Annotated in this window: 11 protein-coding genes; 8 read left to right on the forward strand and 3 right to left on the reverse strand. The window is 68.4% G+C overall.

The window, feature by feature from the left end:
- Window positions 1–131 precede the first annotated feature (131 nt).
- On the forward strand, window positions 132–1,463 hold the full coding sequence (locus tag GA0115254_RS27235) for an N-acetylmuramoyl-L-alanine amidase (protein WP_093897927.1): 1,332 nt from the start codon (window positions 132–134) through the stop codon (window positions 1,461–1,463).
- Window positions 1,464–1,798: 335 nt separating this feature from the next.
- Here GA0115254_RS27235 and GA0115254_RS27240 read toward each other — a convergent pair whose 3' ends face one another.
- Entirely contained in the window at window positions 1,799–2,986 is a 1,188-nt protein-coding gene (locus GA0115254_RS27240) for an ROK family transcriptional regulator (RefSeq protein WP_093897928.1), read from the reverse strand.
- A gap of 165 nt (window positions 2,987–3,151) precedes the next feature.
- Here GA0115254_RS27240 and GA0115254_RS27245 point away from each other — a divergent pair, with 165 nt between their 5' ends.
- The 6 genes from GA0115254_RS27245 (at window position 3,152) to GA0115254_RS27270 (ending at window position 11,904) form a co-directional block, all read left to right on the forward strand.
- A complete protein-coding gene (locus tag GA0115254_RS27245; protein ID WP_093897929.1) occupies window positions 3,152–4,639 on the forward strand; it encodes a sugar ABC transporter ATP-binding protein in 1,488 nt (495 codons plus the stop codon).
- Window positions 4,636–5,652 carry an ABC transporter permease gene (locus tag GA0115254_RS27250; protein ID WP_093897930.1) on the forward strand — a complete coding sequence of 339 codons (1,017 nt, stop codon included), beginning with the start codon at window positions 4,636–4,638 and terminating at the stop codon, window positions 5,650–5,652. The genes GA0115254_RS27245 and GA0115254_RS27250 overlap by 4 nt, the downstream gene beginning before the upstream one ends.
- Entirely contained in the window at window positions 5,649–6,653 is a 1,005-nt protein-coding gene (locus tag GA0115254_RS27255; RefSeq protein ID WP_093897931.1) for an ABC transporter permease, read from the forward strand. The genes GA0115254_RS27250 and GA0115254_RS27255 overlap by 4 nt, the downstream gene beginning before the upstream one ends.
- A 2-nt stretch (window positions 6,654–6,655) precedes the next feature.
- Complete coding sequence (locus tag GA0115254_RS27260) at window positions 6,656–7,864, forward strand: ABC transporter substrate-binding protein (RefSeq protein ID WP_093897932.1); 1,209 nt, start codon at window positions 6,656–6,658, stop codon at window positions 7,862–7,864.
- Complete coding sequence (locus tag GA0115254_RS27265) at window positions 7,861–8,736, forward strand: sugar phosphate isomerase/epimerase family protein (protein ID WP_093897933.1); 876 nt, start codon at window positions 7,861–7,863, stop codon at window positions 8,734–8,736. Before GA0115254_RS27260 ends, GA0115254_RS27265 begins: the two co-directional genes overlap by 4 nt.
- Window positions 8,737–8,832: 96 nt before the next feature.
- Window positions 8,833–11,904, forward strand: a complete 3,072-nt coding sequence (locus GA0115254_RS27270) for a ThuA domain-containing protein (RefSeq protein ID WP_256102801.1) — start codon at window positions 8,833–8,835, stop codon at window positions 11,902–11,904.
- A gap of 93 nt (window positions 11,905–11,997) precedes the next feature.
- Here the strand turns inward: GA0115254_RS27270 and GA0115254_RS27275 are convergent, their stop codons facing one another.
- Window positions 11,998–13,134: an aminoglycoside phosphotransferase family protein gene (locus GA0115254_RS27275; protein WP_093897935.1), complete on the reverse strand. Its 1,137-nt coding sequence runs from the start codon at window positions 13,132–13,134 to the stop codon at window positions 11,998–12,000.
- A 231-nt stretch (window positions 13,135–13,365) separates the two neighbouring features.
- Between GA0115254_RS27275 and GA0115254_RS27280 the strand changes: the two genes are divergently transcribed.
- Window positions 13,366–14,865 carry a DNA-binding protein NsdB gene (locus GA0115254_RS27280; RefSeq protein ID WP_093897936.1) on the forward strand — a complete coding sequence of 500 codons (1,500 nt, stop codon included), beginning with the start codon at window positions 13,366–13,368 and terminating at the stop codon, window positions 14,863–14,865.
- 163 nt (window positions 14,866–15,028) lie between these two features.
- On the opposite strand, the gene GA0115254_RS27285 is transcribed toward GA0115254_RS27280, so the two are convergent.
- Window positions 15,029–16,474, reverse strand: a complete 1,446-nt coding sequence (locus tag GA0115254_RS27285) for a PP2C family protein-serine/threonine phosphatase (protein WP_093897937.1) — start codon at window positions 16,472–16,474, stop codon at window positions 15,029–15,031.
- Window positions 16,475–16,725 lie beyond the last annotated feature (251 nt).

Consider the following 16,725-nt stretch of genomic DNA (forward strand, 5'->3'; position numbering starts at 1 on the left):
ACTGGCTCGACCTGCAAGCACCACTGAACCCTTGACGCGCTATCACCTCAGGTCAGAGAGTGTGCGCGCAACAGAACAGTGAGATCGGATCACGCACGGCTCCATCACGCACGGCTCCAAGAAGGGTTGTCATGACGTCCAAGCAGAGGACCGGACTCGCACTCGCGTTGACCACGGTCGGCGCACTGAGCATGGCGCTGCTCAGTCCCGCGGCGCAGGCCGGCGCGGACGGGGTGCGGCCGGAATGCCCGCGCGGCCTCGAATGCGACTGGGTACCGGCGGCCTACCAGCAGACGGGTGACCCGGCCGACAAGGAGACGTACGGGAACTACGACACCTCGGACCGGCCGCACACCAACAAGATCAGATTCATTGTTCTGCATGACACCGAGGAAGACTTCGACACCACCCTGAAGATCTTCCAGAACCCGCTGAAGCAGACCTCCGCCCACTACGTGGTGCGCTCGGGCGACGGTCATGTCACCCAGATGGTCAAGGGCAAGGACGTCGCCTGGCAGGCGGGCAACTGGTACGTCAACAGCCACTCCATCGGCATCGAGCAGGAGGGCGTCGCAGTCGAGGGCGCCAAGTGGTACACCCCCGAGATGTACCGCTCGACCGCCAAGCTGGTGCGCTACCTCGCAGCCAAGTACGACATCCCGCTCGACCGCCAGCACATCATCGGCCACGACGGTGTGCCGCCGACCAGCGCGTCCGGCACCAAGAACATGCACTGGGACCCGGGCACGTACTGGGACTGGAACCACTTCATGGCGCTGCTCGGCAAGCCGACGGTGCCGAGCGCCCCCAAGAGCAGTGAACTCATCACCGTCAACCCGGACTTCAAGAAGAACAAGCAGGCGTTCCGCGACTGCGAAAAGGGAGTCGACCTGCCGGTCCAGGGCTCCAGCGCCGTCCCGCTCCACACCGCACCGTCCACCGACGCACCGCTCTTCTCCGACCCCGGCCTGCACACCGACGGCTCGCCCGGCACGAACTGCGCCGCCGACTGGGGCAGCAAGATCAGCGCCACCCAGCAGGCCGTCGTCGCGGACCACGCCCCCGGCTGGACGGCGATCTGGTGGTACGGACAGAAGGCGTGGTTCCAGACCCCGGCCCGCACCCGGACCACCACGCCCACCTCCGGCTACGTGGTCAAGCCGAAGGCGGGCCGTACGGAGGTGCCGGTGTACGGGGTGGCGTACCCGGAGAAGTCCGAGTACCCCGCGGACTTCGCGGACCAGCGGGTGGGCTCGCCGCTGCAGTACACCATCAAGGCCGGTCAGTCCTATCCCGGCGGCGGTGAGGCACCCACGGGCTTCTTCTACGCCCCGACGATCGACGCCTCGTACCCGCTCGACCACTCGTACTTCCGCGGCAAGGAGAAGTACGTGACGGTGCAGATCGGCCACCGGGTCGCCTTCGTGAAGGCATCCGACGTGGACATCGTGCGGACGCGCTGAGACCGCAGGGGGCGTCGCCGGAGCAGCACCAGGGATCGCGCGCATCCGAACAACGAGGAGGAGGCCTTGATGCACAAGCTGACCAGGCCGGCTCGTACGGGACCCAGCAGGAGTGCGTTGCGGCCGAGGACGCGGGCGTCAGCGACGGGAGCTGGGCGGAGTACCGGTGCGCGTTGTCCGAGGCCCGGTGGGACCTGATGATTCCGGCGTGACCGCGTGACCGCGTGACCGCGTGACCGCGTGACCGCGTGACTCGCGCCCCTCCGTGCACGGTATCCGTACACGGAGGGGCACTTGAGGCCGTTCGGTCACGAACCCGGCTGCCTCGGCCTCTGTCAGCCCGCGACCTGGCGGTTCACCTGGGCGGGAGACAGCGCGTGCTCGATCGCGAGAATGCCCGCCCCCACCGCGGCCGCATTCTCACCCGTACGGCTCGGCTCGATCCGCAGCAATTGCGTGGCCAGCGGATGCGAGCGCCGATAGACCGCCTCGCGTACCCCCGCGAGCAACTGGTCGTGGACGGCGGCCAGTGCGCCCCCCACCACCACTGTGTCCGGGTTGAAGAAGTTCACCAGAGCGGCGAGTACCTCGCCGACCGCCCTCCCCGCCTCGCGCACCATCCTTACGGCGTCACGGTTCCCGGACTGCACCAGTCGCACCACATCGCTGCCCGATGTCGCGTCCAGTCCCAGACCGACCAGTTTCGCCGCCAGTGACGCACCGCCCGCGACGGCCTCCAGGCAGCCCGAATTGCCGCACCGACACGGATCGTCGAGGTCCGCGACCCGGATATGTCCGATGTCGCCGGCACAGCCCTGTGCACCCCGGTGCAGTTGGCCGTCGGCGACGATCCCGCAACCGATCCCCGTGCCGACCTTGATGTACAACAGGTAGCGGCATTCCGGGAAGGCGCGGCGCTGCTCGGCCAGTGCCATCACGTTCACATCGTTGTCGACGAGTGCCCGCACCCCGAACCGCGCGGCGAAGAACTCCGGGATCGGGTACTGGTGCCAGCCCGGCATGATCGGCGGATCGACCGGACGGCCGGTGGAGAACTCCACAGGGCCCGGTACCCCGACGCCGATGGACCGCAGCGTTTCAGGCTTCCGGTGGGCCTCGTCGAGCAGGGCGCGCACGGTCCGCTCCACATGCCGCAGCACGGAGTCCGGTCCGTCACCGATCGACAGCGGTTCCTCCTGTACCGCCAGAGTGGCGCCGCCGATGTCCATCAGGGCCACCCTGCAGTGCGAGGCTCCCAGATCCACCCCGGCCACCGCGTGTTCACGGGTGCGCAGCGCCAGTCGGCGCGGCGGGCGGCCGCCGGTGGAACCACCGTCGGCGTCCTCGTCCACCAGGCCGTGCGCGATGAGCGCGTCCACCCGCTGGGAGACGGTCGAACGGGCCATTCCGGTGACCCGGGCGATATCGGCACGGGTCGCCACCGCCCCTGAACTGATCAGCGCGAGCACCTCGCCCGGCGAGTGCGAGGCGGCAGCGGATATGCGATCCGACGGCGAAGACATGACAGTCACCCTAAGGACGACTTTCGCTGCTCACAAGGCGTTCTCTGTTCGTCGCTCGGCATAAGTCTGCGCCAAGTAGGTTGAAATCAAAGGCACTTGAGCTCTTGACAGTCCTAAGGCATGTCACGACTCTGCTCTGCAGACCGCTGAGCGAGGAGCCATTCGATGCTGACGATGCACGGTGTGTCCAAGAGCTTCCTTGGGGTGCGTGTGCTCCAAGGGGTTGGGCTCGATCTCGAAGCCGGAGAAGTACATGCGCTGGTGGGGGAGAACGGCGCGGGAAAGTCAACACTGATGAAGATCCTCGCGGGCGAGCACTTACCCGACGAGGGAACCCTCACGATCGATGGAACCGCGTACTCCTTCAGCCATCCGGCGCAGGCCCAAGCTGCCGGGATCGGCATCATCCACCAGGAGTTTGCGCTGCTCCCGCACCGCACCGTCGCCGAGAACGTCTTCCTCGGCCGTGAACCGACCCGGTACGGACTCGCCGACCGCCGTGCCATGGAGCGGTGCACCGCCGAACTCCTCGCCGAAATGGACGAGACCGGCATCACCCCGCGGACCCCCGTTCGCGAACTGTCCGTCGCACGCCGGCAGACCGTCGAGATCGTCAAGGCCCTCGCCTCCGACGTCCGGATCCTGGTGATGGACGAACCCACCGCCGCGCTCGCCGATCACGAGGTCGAACAACTCGCCTCACTGGTACGCCGACTGGCCGCCCGTGGGCTCGGCATCCTCTACATCTCGCACCGGCTCCGCGAGGTCTTCGATCTCTCGCAGCGCATCACGGTGCTCAAGGACGGCCGCCACATCGCCACGCTCAACACCCGCGACACCGACTCCGACGCGGTCGTACGCGCCATGGTCGGGCGGGAACTCGGCGCCTACTACCCACCCCGCGCCCGCCCGGGTGAGGCGGGCGCGGAGAGGCTCACCGTCAGCGGCGGCGGCAACGCCCGGATCTCCGGTATCGATCTGACTCTGCGGGCCGGTGAGGTGGTCGGCGTCGCCGGTCTCCAGGGCTCCGGTCGCACCTCTCTCGCCCGTGCCCTCTTCGGCGTCGCCCCCTTCACCACGGGCACCATGACCGTCGACGGAAAGCCACGGCGCCTGTCCCGCCCCCGGGACGCCGTCCGGGCCGGAATCGCCCTGGTCACCGAGGATCGCAAGGCCGAAGGCCTCGCCCTGCGCCAGTCCGTGACCGACAACACGCTGCTCGTGACCCGGGCCGTGCCCGCCCGCGGCAGACCGCCCGCGGGCGGCGAGGTGACCGCGCTGCTGGAACGCGTACGCCTGCAGGCCCACGGCGAGGACCAGCAGGTCCAGTATCTGTCCGGCGGCAATCAGCAGAAGGTCGTCATCGCCAAATGGCTCGCTGCACGTCCCCGCGTGCTCCTCTTCGACGAACCGACCCGCGGCGTCGACGTCGGCGCCAAGGCAGCCATCCACACCCTCGTACGGGAACTGGCACGCGAGGGCCTCGCCGTACTGATCATCTCCTCCGAACTGCCCGAGCTGATCGGCATGAGTGACCGCATCCTCGTCATGTCGGAAGGCCGCCTCGCCGGTGAACTTCCCGCCGGCGCCACGGAAGAGGCCATCATGCGCGTCGCCACCGGTGGCGACCGCGTGAGGGAGGGAGCTGCATGACCGTACTCCGGCCCGACCTGAAGACCCGGCCCCGCACCGGCCCGGGGCGGACAGCCGAGCTGCGCCTCACCGGCCCCGTAGCCGGAGTCTGGCTCGCTGCCCTCGCTGTCACCGTTCTCGGCTGGATCGTCGTCGCCGCCCGCGGCGGGGACTTCCTCACTGTCACCAACGTGGTGACGATCCTGCAGAACTGCGTCGCCCTCGGTCTCGTCGCCGTCGGCCAGTCCGCCGTCATTCTCACCGGATCACTCGACCTGTCCGTCGCCTACCTCATCAGTCTGGGCACCCTCGTCGCCGCGGAGACGATGGAGAGCGGCAGCGTTCCCGTGGCGATCCTTGCCGTACTCGCCCTCTGCGCCGCCGTCGGCCTGGCCAATGGACTGATCGTCACCGGTCTCAAGGTCAACGCGTTCATAGCCACCCTCGGCACCGCCTTCATACTGCGCGGCTGGATCGAGGACAATTACACCGGCCCGGCGGGCAGGGTCCCCGCCGCCTTCCAGCACCTCGGCTACGACCGGATCGGACCGGTCCCCGTCTCCCTCCTCCTGCTTCTCGCGGTCGCGGCCGTCCTCTGGCTCGTCACCCGCCGCAGCCGGCTCGGCCACCACATGTACGCAACCGGCGGTGACGAGCACGCGGCTAGGCTCTCCGGGGTCCGCACCCGACGCACCGTCATCATCGCCCATGTCCTGTGTTCACTCTGTGTCGGCGCCGCGGCGCTCTTCCTCGCCGCCCGGCTCGGTGCCGGAGCGCCCTGGGCCGGCACGGAGGCCCGCTACGACCTGGAGTCCATAGCCGCCGTCGTTCTCGGCGGCACCGCGCTCGCCGGAGGCCGCGGGGGAGTGGCGGGCACCCTCGGCGGAGTCCTTGTCCTCGCCGTGCTCGACAGCGTCTTCAATCAGCTCGCCGTCGATCCGTTCTTCAAGAACGTCGTCCGCGGCGTAGTCATCATCGCGGCGGTCGCCCTGTACGCACGAGGCCGCCGCACCGCGCAGGAGAGGACCGCATGACCAGTGCACAGGCACCCGCCGGCCGCCGCGTCCTGAGAGCCCTCACCACCGGCACACCCGTCTACATCCTGCTCGCCGCTCTCCTCGTCGCGCTGGCCCTCACCGACCCGGGCTTCTACGAACCCGACCGCTTCCTCTCCTTCATCAAGCGCGCCGCACCTCTCGTCATCCTCGCCGCAGGTCAGTATCTGGTCATCGTGTGCGGCGAGTTCGACCTGTCCGTCGGAGCGATCGTCACTGCCGGGGTGGTCGCCGCCGCCGAACTGTACGGCTCGTTCCCGGACGCACCCTGGCTGCTCGTCACCGTGGTCCTGTTGCTGGCCGGAGCCCTTGCCGGTCTCGTCAGCGGACTGATCACCACCCTGCTGCGTGTGCCCTCGTTCATCACCACGCTCGGCATGATGCTGATCCTCGAAGGTGCCGTCTTCTTCTGGACCGGTGGTTCGCCGCACGGCGCGCTGCCCGCGGCATTCCGGGGGCTCGGGCGCGGCACCGCGTTCGGCCGGCTGCCCTGGGCCGTTCTCGTGTGCGTCGTGGCGGGTCTCCTCGCCGTACGCCTGATGCGTTCCGACTTCGGCCGCACGCTTCTCGCCACCGGCGACAGCGAACGCGCCGCGAGCCTGGCCGGAGTCCGGGTCGCGCGCGCCCGCACGATTGCCTTCATCCTCTCCGGCGTCGCCGCCGCACTCGCCGCCGTCCTCGTCGGCGGCTTCTCCGGAGTCTCGGCGCAGGCCGGCCGGGGCTACGAGTTCGAAGCGATCACCGCCGTCGTCCTGGGCGGCGTGGTGCTCGGTGGCGGGCGCGGCTCCGTCGTCGCGGCGATGGCCGGAGCCTTCTCGCTCCAGGCGCTGTTCACCCTGCTCAATCTCCAGGGCGTCTCAGGCGCGCTGGAATCGACCGTGCAAGGCGTCATTGTCATCGCAGCCGTCGCCCTCGGCGCAGCCGACTGGTCCCGGTTGCGCCGCCGCGGCACCGAGCCCTCGGGAGCGAAATCCTCATGAGCATGCGAACGATCCGACACGCCCTCGTTCCCCTCGCCACTCTGCTCGGCGCGGCCCTGCTCGCCGGCTGCACGAGCGACGCACCGCCCGACGCGCCTGCCGGAGCAGCGAGCGGTACCGCGGGCGCCCCGGGTACCGGTCGGCAGTCGAAGTTCTTCGACCGGGCCGAATACGACCGCCAGCTCGCCCTCGCCAAGCAGTCCCCGCAGGGCCCCGCAGGCAAGCCGTGGGAGCAGATGCTCCAGCCGCAGCTCGTCGACACCGCGCAGTACAAGAAGAAGGGCCCCGGCGGAATCCACCTCTGTCTGTCCAACGCCGGAGTCTTCAACCCCTGGCGCCAGGTCGGCCTGAAGAACATGCAGGCCGAAGTCGGACTCCACAAAGAGATCACCGACTTCACCGTGCTCGACGCGCAGGGCAAGGACGACAAGCAGATTTCCGACATCCAGGAGCTCGCCGGTCAGGGCTGTGACGTCCTGATCGTCTCTCCGAACACCACGGCCACCCTCACCCCTGCCGTCGAGCAGGCCTGCGGAAAGGTGCCTGTGATCGTCTTCGACCGGGGCGTCGAGACGGACTGTGCCGTCACTTTCATCAACCCGATCGGTGGTTACGGTTACGGGGCGGTCGCCGCCGACTTCCTCGTCGAGAAGGTGAAGCCCAAGGGGAAGATTCTCGCCCTGCGGATCTCCCCCGGCGTCGATGTGCTGGAGACCCGCTGGTCGGCGGCGAAGGTTGCGCTCGACAAGAGCGGACTCGACGTCGTGGACGTGAAATTCACCGACGGCGACCCGGCCAAGACCAAGGCGATCGTCACCGATGCGATCACCCGCAACGGCGACATCGACGGCGTCTGGATGGACTCCGGCGCGACCTCCGTCGCCGCTGTCGAAGCCTTCGAGGACGCCGGCAAGGACGTACCCCCGATCACCGGCGAGGACCAGCAGGACTTCCTCCAGGTATGGAAGGAGAAGAAGCTCACCGCGATCGCCCCGTCGTACCCCACGTTCCAGTGGCGTACGCCCGTCATCGCCGCGCTGAAGATCCTCAAGGGTGAACAGGTCCCGAAGGAGTGGAAACTTCCGCAGCCCACCGTCACCCAGGACACCCTCGACCAGTACCTCAAGCCAGGCATGCCGCCACTGCACTACGCGATGTGCGGCTGCGAGAACCTCCCCGGCTTCCCGGAGAAGTGGGGAGGCAAGAAGTGAGTGCCGCCGCGTTCCCGCTCGGCGCGAATCCGTGGATCTGGCACTCGCCGGTGACGTACGAAGCGCTCGGTGACGCTCTGCCGCGCCTGTCCGCGTGGGGCTTCGACTGCGTCGAGATCCCGCTGGAGAACGAACGGGACTGGGCACCCGCATCAGTCGGCCGACTCCTCGACGCATCCGGTCTCGTGGTCGCCGCGGTGATCGCCGTCATGCCGCCCGGCCGCAACCTCGTCCGCACCGATCCGCAGACCGTCCGGGTCACCCAGGACTACTTGCATCGCTGCATCGACGCAGCCCAGGCTGTGAACGCTCCCACCGTCGCCGGGCCCGTGTACACGGCGGTCGGCCGCACCTGGCGAATGGGCCGCGCCGAACGCACCGCGGCGTACGAGGAGTTACGGGAGAACCTCGCTCCGGTCGTCGAACATGCACGCGCCGCAGGTGTGCGCATCGCCGTGGAACCCCTCAACCGGTACGAGACGAGCCTGCTCAACACCGTCGACCAGACCCTCGCGGCACTGGCCGGGCTGCCCGAGGACAGCATCGGCATCGCGCTGGACGTGTACCACCAGAACATCGAGGAACGCTCCCTGCCCGACGCCGTACGCCGTGCTGCCGGCCGCATCGTCCATGTCCAGGTGTGCGCCAACGACCGGGGCACCCCCGGCGCCGACTCCCTCGACTGGCCCGGCTTCCTGACCGCTCTCACCTCGAGCGGCTACCGCGGCCCGCTCTGCATCGAGTCGTTCACCGCGCACAACGACGCCATCGCGGTCGCCGCTTCCGTCTGGCGACCGCTGGCCGACACCCAGGACACCATCGCCACCGACGGCCTGGCGTTTCTGCGCCGTGCCCTCGAAACCATCACCTGAACCCGCTCGTCCACGACCCGCAGAGAGGACCCGCCCGTGAGTCGTCAACGATGGCACTGTCATGCTCGTGACATACGGCATACGTTCATCGCTTTAGTGAGCGCACTGCTCCTCGCGCTGACCGTACTGCCCGCGACCGCAGCCACCACCGGTAAGGCCCCCGCTTTCCGTGCCCTGCTCTTCACCCGCGCCGTCGGCTATGTGCACGCCTCCATTCCCGCGGGCATCCAGATGTTCAAGGAAGAGGCGGCCGCCGGCAACTTCGAACTCGTCGAGACCGCCGACCCCGCGGTCTTCGACGACGCGTTGCTCAAGGACTTCGACGTCATCGTCATGCTGCAGAACTCCGGCATGGTCTGGGACACCGACGCCCAGCGGGAAGCGATGCAGACGTACGTACGCAACGGCGGCGGCGTCGTCGCCATTCACAACACCCTCGACATGGGGATCGAGGACTCCTTCCCCTGGTGGGACGAGGCCATCAACGGCGGCGTCCACATGCCCGCCCACTCACCCGGAGTCCTTCAGGGCACCGCCAAGGTCGCCGACCGCGTCCACCCCTCCACCGCAGGACTCCCGGAGCGCTGGCAGCGCCCCGAGGAGTGGTACAACTTCGACAAGAACCCCCGCGGTGACGTCCACGTCCTGGTGACCGCCGACGAAACCACGTACAACCCCGGCGGATCCGCCATGGGTGCCGACCACCCCATCTCCTGGTGCCGCAACACCGAGGGCGGCAGGGTCTGGGCAACCGCCATGGGCCACGACACAGCCTCGTACAGCGAAGCCGCCTTCCGCACCCATGTCATCGGCGGTGTCAAGTGGGCCGCGGGCAACAAGCCCGGCGACTGTGGCGGCACCGTCTGGAGCGGTTACGAGAAGGTGACCCTCGACGACAACACCGCCGACCCGATGGAGCTCGATGTCGCCAAGGACGGCCGTGTCTTCTACATCCAGCGCAGCGGCGAGGTGAACATCTACGACCCGGCGACCCACGCCACCACCACCGCCGGGAAGCTGGATGTCTACACCGGCGGCGAGGACGGCCTGGTCGGCATGGAACTCGACCCGGACTTCAAGAAGAACCACTGGATCTACCTCTACTACGCCCCCGCAGGCGCCACCGAGGACGTCAACCGGCTTGCCCGCTTCACGGTCAAGGGCAACGCTCTCGACCTCGCCAGCGAGAAGAAGCTCATCGACATCCCCGCCTACCGCGACCGCACGTTCCCGGAGCCCGGACACACCGGTGGCGCTGTCGAGTTCGGCCCCGACCGCACGCTCTACCTCGGCGTCGGCGACGACACTCCGCCCAACCTCGACCCGAACTGGCAGGGTTACGCCCCGCTCGACTGGCGCGAGGGCAAGCAGATGCTGGACGCCGCCCGCACCGCGGGCAATACCAACGACCTGCGCGGCAAGATCCTGCGCATCAAGCCGAAGGACTCCGGCGGCTACACCATTCCCAGGGGCAATCTCTTCGCCCCGGGAACGGCCAAGACCCGCCCCGAGATCTATGCGATGGGTTTCCGCAATCCGTTCCGCTTCACCGTCGACCCCAAGACCGGCTACGTCCACGCCTCCGACTACGGCCCCGACCGCGGACTGCCCACCACCGACCGTGGGCCCGAAGGTCTCGTCGAGTACAACGTCATCAAGAAGGCCGGCAACTTCGGCTGGCCGTTCTGCCACGGCAACAACCAGGCCTATGCCCCCTACAACCCGGACACCAAGGAAGTCGGCCCCAAGTTCGACTGCGCCAACCCGGTCAACCCCTCGCCCAACAACACCGGTCTGACCGAACTCCCGCCGATCCAGCAGCCGGAGATCTGGTACGGCTACGGCGAATCCAAGGAATTTCCCGAGGTCGGCAGCGGCGGCTCGGCCCCGATGAGCGGTCCCGTCTACCACTACGACCAGAAGAACCCGTCCACCACGAAGTTCCCCGCCTACTTCGAGGGCGCCAGCTTCTTCTACGAGTGGTCGCGCAACTTCGTCAAGGAAGTCCGTTTCGACAAGGACCGGAAAGTCCTGAAGATCAATGACTTCCTGTCCTCCCAGAAGTTCAACAAGCCGATGGACATGACGTTCGGCCCCGACGGCTCGCTCTACGTCCTCGAATGGGGCAGCTCCTTCGGCGGCGGCAACAACGACTCCGGGCTCTACCGCATCGACTACGCACAGGGACAGCGTGCGCCGGTCGCCAAGGCCGCCGCCTCCGCCACCGACGGCCCCGTGCCGCTGAAGGTCGACTTCACCAGCGAGGGCAGCAACGACCCCGACGGCGACACGCTCAGTTACGCCTGGGACTTCGACGGCGACGGTACCTACGACTCCACCGATGCGAACCCCAGCCACACCTACACGGTCAAGGGCGACTTCGCGGCCCAGCTCAAAGTCACCGACTCCACCGGCAAGTCCGGCTACGCCAACATCCCTGTCACCGCCGGGAATACCGCACCCAAGGTGACCATCGACTTCCCGGTCAGCGGCAAACTGATCGAGTTCGGCGACAAGATCCCGTACAAGGTCACGGTCACCGATCCCGAGGACGGCCCGGTCGACTGTTCCAAGGTCACCGTCAACCCAGCACTCGGACACGACGACCATGAGCACCCCACCACCGACATCCCCGGCTGTGAAGGCACCGTGGACACCGGGGACCTGGGCGGCCACCCCGAAGGCGCGGACCTCACCTATGTACTCAACGCCAAGTACACGGACAAGGGCGGCGACGGTATCTCCGCCCTCACCGGCTACGGTCGCGCCGTCCTCCAGCCGAAGCACAAGCAGGCGGAGTACTACGACGCCCAGTCCGGTACCCGGATCGTCGCCCAGGAAGGCGCCGAGAACGGCAAACGGATCGGAGACGTCTCCAATGGCGACTGGGTCGCCTTCGATCCGATGAGCGTCGAAGGCATCGGATCGGTCGGCTACCAGCTTTCCTCACCGTACGGGGTCGGTGCGATCGAACTGCGCGCGGACGCCCCCGACGGTCCTCTGCTCGCCACCACCCCGGTCCCCAACACAGGTGGCTGGGACAACTACCAGGCAACCCCGGCCGTGCCGGTCCAGGAACTGAAGGGCACCCACAAGCTGTATCTCGTCTTCACGTCTCCGCAGGACAATTCGTTCGACGTGGACGCAGTCGAATTCAAGAGCCCCTGACCGACCGCGCTCCGGCCGGAGGGAACAACACAACAGCGCGCTGCAGGCCCGGTGTGTCGGCACCGGACCCGCAGCGCGTCCCCCGGGGCAGGGTCAGCGAGTGCCGACCGCGGCTCGCACGGCCCGGCGAGCCATAGCGCAGTCGTCATGCAGCCGGCGCAGCAGCAGCCGCTGCTCCTCGCTCGACGAGAGCACACCCGGCCGGTCCTGACCGGCTGCCGCGGGCGTCGGCTCCCGCATGGCCCGCTGGACAGCCGTCTCGTACGTACGGATCTCCCGAGTCAGCACCAGCATCAGGTTCACCAGGAACGCATCCCGCGCCGCAGGCCCCGCAGCCTGCGCCAGCTGGCTGATCTGACGCCGAGCGGCCGGTGCGTCTCCCAGGACCGCCCAGAGCGTCGCCAGGTCGTAGCCCGGCAGGTACCAGCCCGCGTGTTCCCAGTCCACCAGCACCGGACCCGTGGGCGACAGCAGGATGTTGGAGAGCAGCGCGTCTCCGTGACAGAACTGCCCCATGCCCTGGCGGCCGCCCGCATGCGCCAGACCGTGCAGCAGCTTCTGCAGATCGCCCAGATCGCGGTCGGTGAACAGCCCCAGCTCGTGATAGTGGGCGATTCGCGAGGCGTAGTCCAGCGGGGCGTCGAAGAGCCCCGGAGCCGGCCGCCAGGCATTGACCCGGCTGATCGCGCCGAGCACGGCTCGTACATCCGCACGGGGTGGCGATTCCGACGGGTGCCGGGTCAGTGCAGCCACCCGGCCGGGCATCCGCTCGATCACCAGAGTGCAGTTCTCCGGGTCGGCCGCGATGAGCCGAGGCACCCGCACCGGCGGGCGGTGCCGGACGAACGCACGATATGCAGCTATTTCGTGACGGAACCGCTCCGACCATGCGGGTGAGTGGTCCAGTAAACACTTGGCGACCGCAGTGGTGCGACCGGTGGAGCCGACCAGGAGCACCGAGCGGCCGCTCCGGCGCAGCACCTGGACCGGATTGAACTCCGGACAGATCCGGTGCACCGAGGCGATCACCATCCTCAGCTGAGCGCCCTGTGGGCCGGACAGGTCCAGCCGCCCGCTGAGCGGCGGGCCGCCCAGCCCCGCCGGCCGCCGCGGCCGGACCGTGCCGGGTACCGGCGGAGCGGCATGCGGTGCGAGGTACGGCCCGCCGCCCGCCCCCAGGGGACGAAGCGGCCGGGGCGGGGCGGTCACGGAGGACGATGCTGTGTACATGGGCGAGACAGATCCCTTCGTGCGCCGACAAGTTGCGTGCACCGCCCCGGCCGGCGGCCGTTCGGCACCCTGGGGAGTACCTAGGGCTGCCGGGCGGGGTGGCGCTTTCCTACCTGACACCGGACCGCGGGTAGCAGACCATCTGGCGCACCCTGGCGAACCCTGGCGAATAGTCGCAAGGCATCTGACAGGGGGTTACTGTCAACACAGCCGAGAACCTGGGGGCTTGAAGTGACCGGAGAACCCAACACCCGCCTGTCCGACCTGTTCGGCCTTGCCGGCTGGTCCAAGGGCGAACTCGCGAGAATGGTGAACCGGCAGGCGGCGGCCATGGGCCATCCGCAGCTGGCCACCGACACCTCGCGGGTGAGGCGTTGGATCGATATGGGGGAGTCCCCCCGCGATCCCGTGCCCAAAGTGCTGGCTGCCCTGTTCACCGAGCGGCTCGGTCGTGTCGTGACCATCGAGGACCTCGGGTTCGGCCGACGCGGGCGTGCGGGGAAACAGCGGGAGGTCGGGGAGCAGCACAATCCCGACGGACTGCCGTGGGCGCCCGAGCGGACGGCAGCGGTCCTCACCGAATTCACGGGAATGGACCTCATGCTCAACCGACGCGGCTTGGTGAGCGCGGGCGCCGCGCTCGCCGCAGGATCGACCATCACCGGCCCCATGCACGATTGGCTGCACACCGACCCTGTGCTGGCGGCCGATGCTCCAAGGATCGACGACCCTCTGTACGCGGACCCAGCCGGTTTCGACCGGTACGAGGCCGCGCCCATCGGGTCGGAGGAGATCGAGGCGCTGGAACGGTCCGTCGAGGTGTTCCGCGCCTGGGACGCGTCCCGGGGCGGGGGACTCCAGCGCAAGGCCGTGGTGGGCCAGCTCAACGAGGTGGGCGGCATGCTCGCCTTCCGTCACCCCGAACATCTGCAGCGTCGCCTCTGGGGCGTCGCGGCCAATCTCGCCGTACTCGCGGGATGGATGTCCCACGACATCGGTCTCGAACCGACCGCTCAGAAGTACTTCGTCATCGCCGCACACGCGGCGCGCGAGGGCGGCGACCGCCCACGCGCGGGCGAGGCGCTCTCCAGGGCGGCCCGTCAGATGGTCCACCTGGGCCGTCCCGACGACGCCCTGGACCTGATGAAGCTCGCCAAGTCCGGCTCCGGAGACATGGTGCTGCCGCGAACCCAGGCCATGCTGCACACCATCGAGGCCTGGGCGCAGGCGTCCATGGGTCGCGGACAGGCCATGCGCCGGACCCTCGGCAAGGCCGAGGAGCTCTTCGTATCGGACAAGAGCGATGTGCCGCCACCCAGTTGGATGCAGTTGTTCGACGAGGCGGATCTGCACGGCATGCAGGCTCTGGCGTTCCGTACGCTCGCCGAACACGACCCGTCGGTGGCGATCGTGGCTCAGCGCCACGCCAAGCAGGCACTGGAGCTTCGGGCCAACGGGCGCCAGCGGTCCAAGATCTTCGACTACATCTCACTGGCCTCGGCGTGCTTCATCGCCGACGATCCGGAGCAGGCCGACCGCTACGCGCGGCTCGCCCTGGTGACGATGGGGGAGACCTCCTCGCACCGTACCTGGGACCGGCTGCGCGAGATGTACCGGCTGACGGGCCGGTTCGCGGGCTACGCGAAGATCGAGGACCTGCGCGAGGAGATCAAGCTGGCCCTGCCGCAGAGCTCCATCATCAAGCAGCCAAGGCGCTCGTCGGAGATCTGACATGCGGGTGCCGCAGTAAGGAAACCCGGCTATCGACTGTCCGACCGACCACCGTCCGGCCATCGGCTGTCCGAGCACCGCACCCGTAGGCGGTTCGCCTTTCTGTGTACCGTGCCGTGTCCGGCGATCCACGAGTCCGTGTCTCCGCGCGCGTCCCCGTGCCCTACGCCCCGATGCGGGCGATCAGCACGCAGGCGTCGTCCAGGCGCTCGGTGCCACCGAACTCCGCGACGACCGTCCGTACGCACTCCTGTGCCGTACGGGCCTGCGCGAAGTGCGGTGCGAGGGCAAGCAGCGCGTCCGGGCCCGCACCCCGGTCGCTGTGACGGTTCAGCCCGTCGGTGTGCAGTATCAGCACATCACCGGGCAGCAGGTGTACTTCGTCCTGCTCGTACGCGATCCCGGCAGCCGCGCCGAGCAGGACGCCGTCCGGTGGCGGCAGTGGGCGCCCCTCTCCGTTGCGGAACAGCAGCGGTGCGGGGTGCCCCGCCTGTGACCAGGCGAGGGTGCCGGTGGTCGGGTCGAAACGGCAGCACACCGCACTGCCGAGAGCGGGCTGGACGGAGGATTCCAGTAACTGATTGAGATGCCCCATGAGGGCCCCGGGCTCGATGCCGGCCACGGCCATCCCGCGCAGCGCGCCCAGCAGCATCGCCATGGCCGACGTGGCCTGGATGCCGTGGCCGGTCAGATCGCCGACCGTGAGGACGGTCCTGCCGTCCGGCAGTTCCAGCGCGTCGTACCAGTCACCGCCGATCAGGGCAGTCGACTCCGACGGAAGGTAGTGCGCCGCAATGTCCAGCGCGCCCGCTCCCTGCGAAGGAAGCCGCAGCGAGCCCCGCCACGGGGGAAGCACGGCCTCCTGAAGCTCGACCGCCATCCGGTGCTCGGTCCGCGCCATGTGCTGCCGACGGCGTAGCGAGTCATGGGTCGTGCGCACCACTTGCTGGCTGCGGCGAAGTTCGCTGACATCACGCAGAACCGCCCACATGGAGGCCGTGCACCCGTCCGCGTCGAGGACGGGCTCGCCCATCATGTGGAGCGTGCGCATCCGGCCGTCGGTCCGCAGGATGCGGAATTCGCCGTCTATCGGCTTTCCGTCGACCAGACAGTCGGTAACCAGCGCGGTGAGCAGTGGCTGGTCCTCGGAAAGAAGCATGGACGGGAGGTCGTCCAGCGAGAGAGGTCCCGCATCGGGAGACCTGCCGAAGATCTGGAACAGCTCCTCGGACCAGGCGACCTCGTCGGTCAGCAGATTCCACTCGGCGCTGCCCACCCGGCCGACCAGCGAACCGGGCCGCGGCTCGTCGAAGGTCTCCTCCGCGGCGTCCTGCGTCGACGTCCCCGTGGGCTGTTCCGGGGTCCCCGGCGCAAGGCCTTCCCGGAGCTGTCCCAGCTGCGCGCCGAGATCGTCGAGGTGGTGTACCGCCAGATCACAGAGTGCGCGTTGCCAGCGCATCTCATGGTCTTCCTCGTCGATCAGCACCGCGTCCCGCCGCACGGCATCCACGTCGCCACGCAACCGACGGGTCCGGTTGATCAGCGCATCGACGGCATCGCGCTCGGGTGGCTGTGGGGCGGGGCGGTCCGCGGACAGATGGGACGGCATCTCGTACTCCGATACAGGCGCGGCACGACCAGGTCTGAAAGGTGGACCGTAGACGACTGTCGCACAGGCCGCGGGACCCCGTAAGGGATTTGGCAACACTCGATGGGTTGTTGCTTCTGGCATATGTCACAGGCTGCGCCGGGCGTTGCCCCGTCGAACAGTGGTGCTGTAGACGGAAGTTGACGCAAGTCGTCCGGCGCGCGCGGATGGTTGTGCTCCCGCGCTCGCCGTTCCGCGGGCGGCGCGCTCAA

The organism is Streptomyces sp. Ncost-T10-10d, assembly GCF_900091955.1.
Classification (GTDB): domain Bacteria; phylum Actinomycetota; class Actinomycetes; order Streptomycetales; family Streptomycetaceae; genus Streptomyces.